This is a genomic window from Streptomyces niphimycinicus (genome assembly GCF_018883605.1).
Lineage (GTDB): Bacteria > Actinomycetota > Actinomycetes > Streptomycetales > Streptomycetaceae > Streptomyces > Streptomyces niphimycinicus.
In genome coordinates this window covers 1-5,184 of the sequence record NZ_JAHLEM010000913.1, presented here as the reverse complement: position 1 = coordinate 5,184, position 5,184 = coordinate 1, and the positions used below count along the sequence as shown (strand labels likewise).

Annotated in this window: 2 protein-coding genes; both read right to left on the bottom strand. The window is 73.7% G+C overall.

Features of this window, described 5'->3' with window-relative positions; all coding sequences use genetic code 11:
• Window positions 1-3,448, bottom strand: a 3,448-nt coding sequence (locus KN815_RS45305) for a type I polyketide synthase (RefSeq protein WP_216347630.1), incomplete at its 3' end; no start/stop codon positions are given.
• Window positions 3,449-3,473: 25 nt separating this feature from the next.
• Window positions 3,474-5,184, bottom strand: a 1,711-nt coding sequence (locus tag KN815_RS45300; RefSeq protein WP_216347629.1) for a beta-ketoacyl reductase, incomplete at its 5' end; no start/stop codon positions are given.

The following is a 5,184-nucleotide window of genomic DNA, read 5'->3' as shown; positions in this document are numbered from 1 at the left end:
ACAGCCGGACGCCCTGCCAGACATCGGTCAGTTGGGCACCCTCACGGCCGTGGAGGGCGTGCAGGGCGGCGTCCAGCAGCGCCGGGTGTACGGCGAACTCTCCGGCGCCGGGCTTGATGTCGTCGTCCAGCCGGACCTCGGCGAAGAGTTCGTCCCCGCGCCGCCAGGCGGCCGTGAGCCCCTGGAATCCCGGGCCGTGCCGCAGCCCGGCCTCGGCCAGCCGGGCGTAGAGCGCCTCGGGCTCGATGGCCTCGGCGGCGGTCGGCGGCCACTGGGCCAGGTCGAACGACGAGGCGGGGGCGCCGGAGGCGAGCACACCGCCCGCGTTCCGCACCCACGCCGTGTCGGCGGCGGCGTCCTCCGGGCGGGAGGAGACGGTGAACGAGCGACGCCCGGCGTCGTCCGAGGCACCGACCGTGACCTGTAGCCGGACGCCGCCGCGTGCGGGCAGCACCAGCGGGGTGTGCAGGGTCAGCTCGTCGAGCAGGTCGCAACCGACCTGGTCACCGGCCCGGACGGCAAGCTCCACGAACGCCGAGCCCGGCACCACCACCGCGTCCCGGACCGTGTGATCGGCCAGCCAGGGGTGGGTGTCGAGGCCGAGCCGTCCCGTGAAGACGAGTCCATCGGACTCCGCCAGCGGCACCGCCGCACCCAGCAGCGGGTGTCCGGCCAACTCCAGCCCCACGGCGGCCACATCGCCCACGGACGCCGCACCCGGCTCCAGCCAGAACCGCTCATGCTGGAAGGCGTACGTCGGCAGATCGACCCGAACCGCGCCGGTCCCGGCGAAGTAGGCGGCCCAGTCCGGCGCCACGCCACGGACATGGGCCCGGGCGATGGCCGTGGTCAGCGCCTCGGCCTCGGGGCGGTCCTTGCGCAGCGCGGAGATGAACGCGGCGTCCTCGCCGGTCGCGCAGTCCTGGGCCATGGCGGTGAGGACACCGTCGGGGCCCAGCTCGATGAAGGTGGAGACGTTCTGCGCCTCAAGCGTCCGTATGCCATCGAGGAAGCGGACGGCCTCACGGACGTGGCGCACCCAGAAGTCGGCGGTCGTGATCTCCTCGGCGGCCACCACGCCACCGGTGAGGCTGGAGACGATCGGGATACGCGGCGCCTCGTACGACAGCCCCTCCGCGACCTCGCGGAACGCGTCCAGCATGCCGTCCATGCGCGGCGAGTGGAACGCGTGGCTGACCGTGAGCCGCTTGGTCTTCCGACCCCGCGCCTCGAAGCCCGCCGCAATCGCGACAGCCTCGTCCTCATCACCCGCGATGACCACCGACATCGGCCCGTTGAGCGCGGCAATCGACACCCGCTCGGTCAGCAGCGGCAGCACCTCGTCCTCCGACGCCTGCACCGCGATCATCGCGCCACCGGCCGGAAGCTCCTGCATCAGACGGCCACGAGCCGCGACCAACTGCGCCGCATCCGCCAGCGACAACACACCCGCCACATGCGCGGCGGCCAGCTCACCAATCGAGTGGCCCGACAGGAAGTCCGCCTTCAGACCCCACGCCTCGACGAGACGGAACAGCGCCACCTCGACCGCGAACAAAGCGGGCTGAGTGAACCCCGTCCGATCCAGCGCCTCCGCGTCATCCCCGAACAGCACATCCCGCAGCGGCCGCTCCAGATGCGCGTCCAGCTCCGCACACACCGCGTCCAGCGCCTCGGCGAACACCGGATACGCCTGGTAGAGCTCACGCCCCATCCCCAGCCGCTGGCTCCCCTGCCCCGTGAACAGGAACGCCACCTTGCCACCGGCCACCGAGCCTTCGACCACACCCGGCGCGCCACGGCCCTCGACCAGCGCGCCCAGACCGGCCAGCAGCCCGTCCCGGTCCTCGGCCACCACCACCGCACGGTGTTCGAAGGCGGACCGCCCGGTCGCCAGCGAGAACCCCACGTCCACCGGACGCGGCTCGCCATCCGCCTCCACCTGCGCGACCAGCCGCTCGGCCTGGTCCCGCAGCGCGCCCGCGCCCCGCCCCGACAGCACCCACGGCACCACGGCCGGAGCCGTCACAGGAGCCGAAGCGGTCTCCGCCGCTTCGGCCTCCGGCGCCTGTTCGATGATGGTGTGGACGTTGGTCCCGCTCACACCGAAGGACGAGACGCCCGCCCGGCGCGGCCGGCCGGTCTCGGGCCACGGCCGCGCCTCGGTCAGCAGGGACACCTCTCCCGCCGACCAGTCGACATGCGGGGTGGGCTCATCAACGTGCAGCGTCTGCGGCAGCACCCCGTGCCGCATCGCCATCACCATCTTGATGACGCCGCCGATACCGGCGACGTTCTGGGTGTGGCCGATGTTCGACTTCAGCGAGCCGAGCCACAGCGGGCGCCCGTCGGGCCGCTCCTTGCCGTAGGTGGAGAGGAGGGCCTGTGCCTCGATGGGGTCGCCCAGCGTGGTGCCCGTGCCATGGGCCTCCACCGCGTCCACGTCGGCAGCGGTCAGCCGGGCGTTCTCCAGGGCCTGCCGGATGACGCGCCGCTGCGAGGGGCCGTTGGGCGCGGTCAGACCGTTGGAGGCGCCGTCCTGGTTCACGGCGCTGCCGCGCACCACCGCGAGCACCGGGTGGCCGTTGCGCCGCGCGTCCGACAGCCGCTCGACCAGCAGCACCGCGACGCCCTCGGACCAGCCGGTGCCGTCCGCCGAGGCCGCGAAGGACTTGCAGCGGCCGTCGGCGGCCAGGCCGCGCTGGCGGCTGAACTCCACGAACACATCCGGGGAGGACAGCACGGTCGCGCCCGCCGCCAGCGCCAGCGAGCACTCGCTCTGCCGCAGCGCCTGGACCGCCAGGTGCAGCGCGACCGAGGAGGAGGAGCAGGCGGTGTCGATGGTGGCCGCCGGGCCTTCTAGGCCAAAGGCGTAGGAGAGCCGGCCGGACGCGACGCTGGAGGCGGTGCCGGTGAGCAGATGGCCCTCGACACCCTCCGGGAGGTCGTACTCCCCCGCCCCGTACGCCTGCGTGGACGCGCCGACGAACACGCCGGTGCGCGAGCCCCGCATCGTGTCCGGGTCGATCCCGGCCCGCTCGAACGCCTCCCAGGAGGTCTCCAGCAGCAGCCGCTGCTGCGGGTCCATGGCGAGCGCCTCACGCGGCGAGATGCCGAAGAAGCCCGGGTCGAACCGGCTCGCGTCGTACAGGAAGCCGCCCCCGCGGGCGTAGAACGTGCCCTCGCGCTCCGGGTCCGGGTCGTACAGCGCCTCGATGTCCCAGCCGCGGTCGGTGGGGAAGCCGGAGATGGCGTCCTGGCCGTCCACGACGAGCCGCCACAGCTCCTCGGGGCTGCCGACGCCGCCGGGGAACCGGCAGCTCATGCCGACGATCGCGATCGGTTCCCGGGACGCGTCGGTGAGCTGCTGGTTCTGCTTCCGCAGCCGCTCGGTTTCCTTCAGCGAGGCCCGCAGCGCGTCAACGAGCTTTTCGTTGGGGGTTGTCATCGTGTACTCCGTGCTTGGGCCCGCGTCAGGAATCGTTGCCGTCGAGGCTGTCGAGGTCGAGCGCCATGTCGATGAGGTGCTGGACGTCCATCTCGTCGATGGACTCCGCCTCGTCCTCGACGCGGCTTGGTTCGGAACTGGCTGCTTGTGGATCGGCCAGCCGGAGCAGCGTGTCCAGCAGCCCCGCCTCCCGGATCCGGCCCATCGGGATGGTGGCCAGAGTGCGGCGCAGCTCGGCGTCCTGCGGATCGGTGTCCACATGGGCAGCGGCATGGCCGGGGCCGTGGCCCGGTCCGTCCGGGATCAGCTCGGTCAGCAGATGCTCGGCGAGCGCGGCCGGGGTCGGGTAGTCGTAGACCAGGCTCGCGGGCAGCTTGAGGCCGGTGGCGGCGCCGAGCCGGGTGCGCAGTTCGACCGCGGTGAGCGAGTCGAAGCCCAGCTCGCTGAAGGCGCGTCCGGCCCCGACCTCGTCGGCCGAGGCATGGCCGAGGGCGGTGGCCACATGGGTGCGGACCACCTCCAGCACCGCGTCCTTACGGTCGGCCACGGCCAGCCCGGCGAGCCGCTCGCGCAGCGCGGAGGCGCCGTCGGCGGTCGCCGTGCCCGCCGATTCGCCCTCGCCGCCGCCCCGCAGGGCCTTGGCGACCTGCGGCAGATCGTCGATCAGCGGGCGGGGGCGGGCGGCGGTGAAGGCCGGGGCGAACCGCTCCCAGTCGACATCGGCCACCGTCACGGCGGTCTCCTGGCGGGAGAGCACCCGCTGGAAGGCCACCATGTTCAGCTCCGGTGCCATCGGCGGCAGTCCACGGCGGCGCAACTGCTCCTCCGCGTCGCCCTCGGCGGCCATACCGCCCTCCGCCCACGGACCCCAGGCCACGGAGGTGGCGGTGAGCCCGCGCGCCCGGCGCTGTTCGGCCAGCGCGTCGAGGAAGGCGTTTCCGGCCGCGTACGCACCCTGGCCGCCACTGCCCCACACCCCGGCGATCGAGGAGAAGAGCACGAAGGCGTCCAGCTCGGCGTCCGCGCCGAAGAGGGCGTCGAGGTGGACCGCACCGGTCGTCTTGGCCGCCACGATCCCGGCGAACTCGGGGAGTTCGGTGCCGGTGCCGGGCTCCTGGGAGATCCCGGCCGAGTGCACCACGGCACGTACCGGGGTGCCGTCCACGGCCAGCTTCTCCACGAGCGCGGCGAGCGCGTCGCGGTCGGCCACATCGCATGCCTCGACGGTCACGGCGGTGTCGGTGCCGGACAGTTCGGCCACGATCTCGGCCGCGCCCGGCGCGTCGGGGCCCCGGCGGCTGAGCAGCACCAGCCGCTCCGCGCCGTTGTGGGCCAGCCAGCGGGCGACATGCCGCCCCAGGGCTCCGGTGCCACCGGTCACCAGCACGGTGCCGCGCGGCGTCCAGGGCTCGGCGGCTGCGGTGGCCGCGTCGCGCGGGGCCGGGACGAGGCGGCGTACGAAGACCCCGGTGGCGCGGATCGCCACCTGGTCCTCGTCGTCGGCCCCGGCGAGCACGGCCGCGAGCCGGTCCAGCGCCCGCTCGTCCACGGTTTCCGGCAGATCGACCAGACCGCCCCAGCGCTCGGGCTGCTCCAGGGCCACGACCCGTCCGTAGCCCCAGACCTGGGCCTGGATGGCGCTCTCCAGCCGGTCGGCGCCGCCGGTCGCGACCGCGCCCCGGGTGGCGCACCACAGCCGCGCCGGGGCGTCGTCACCCCGCGGGGCGAGCGCCCCG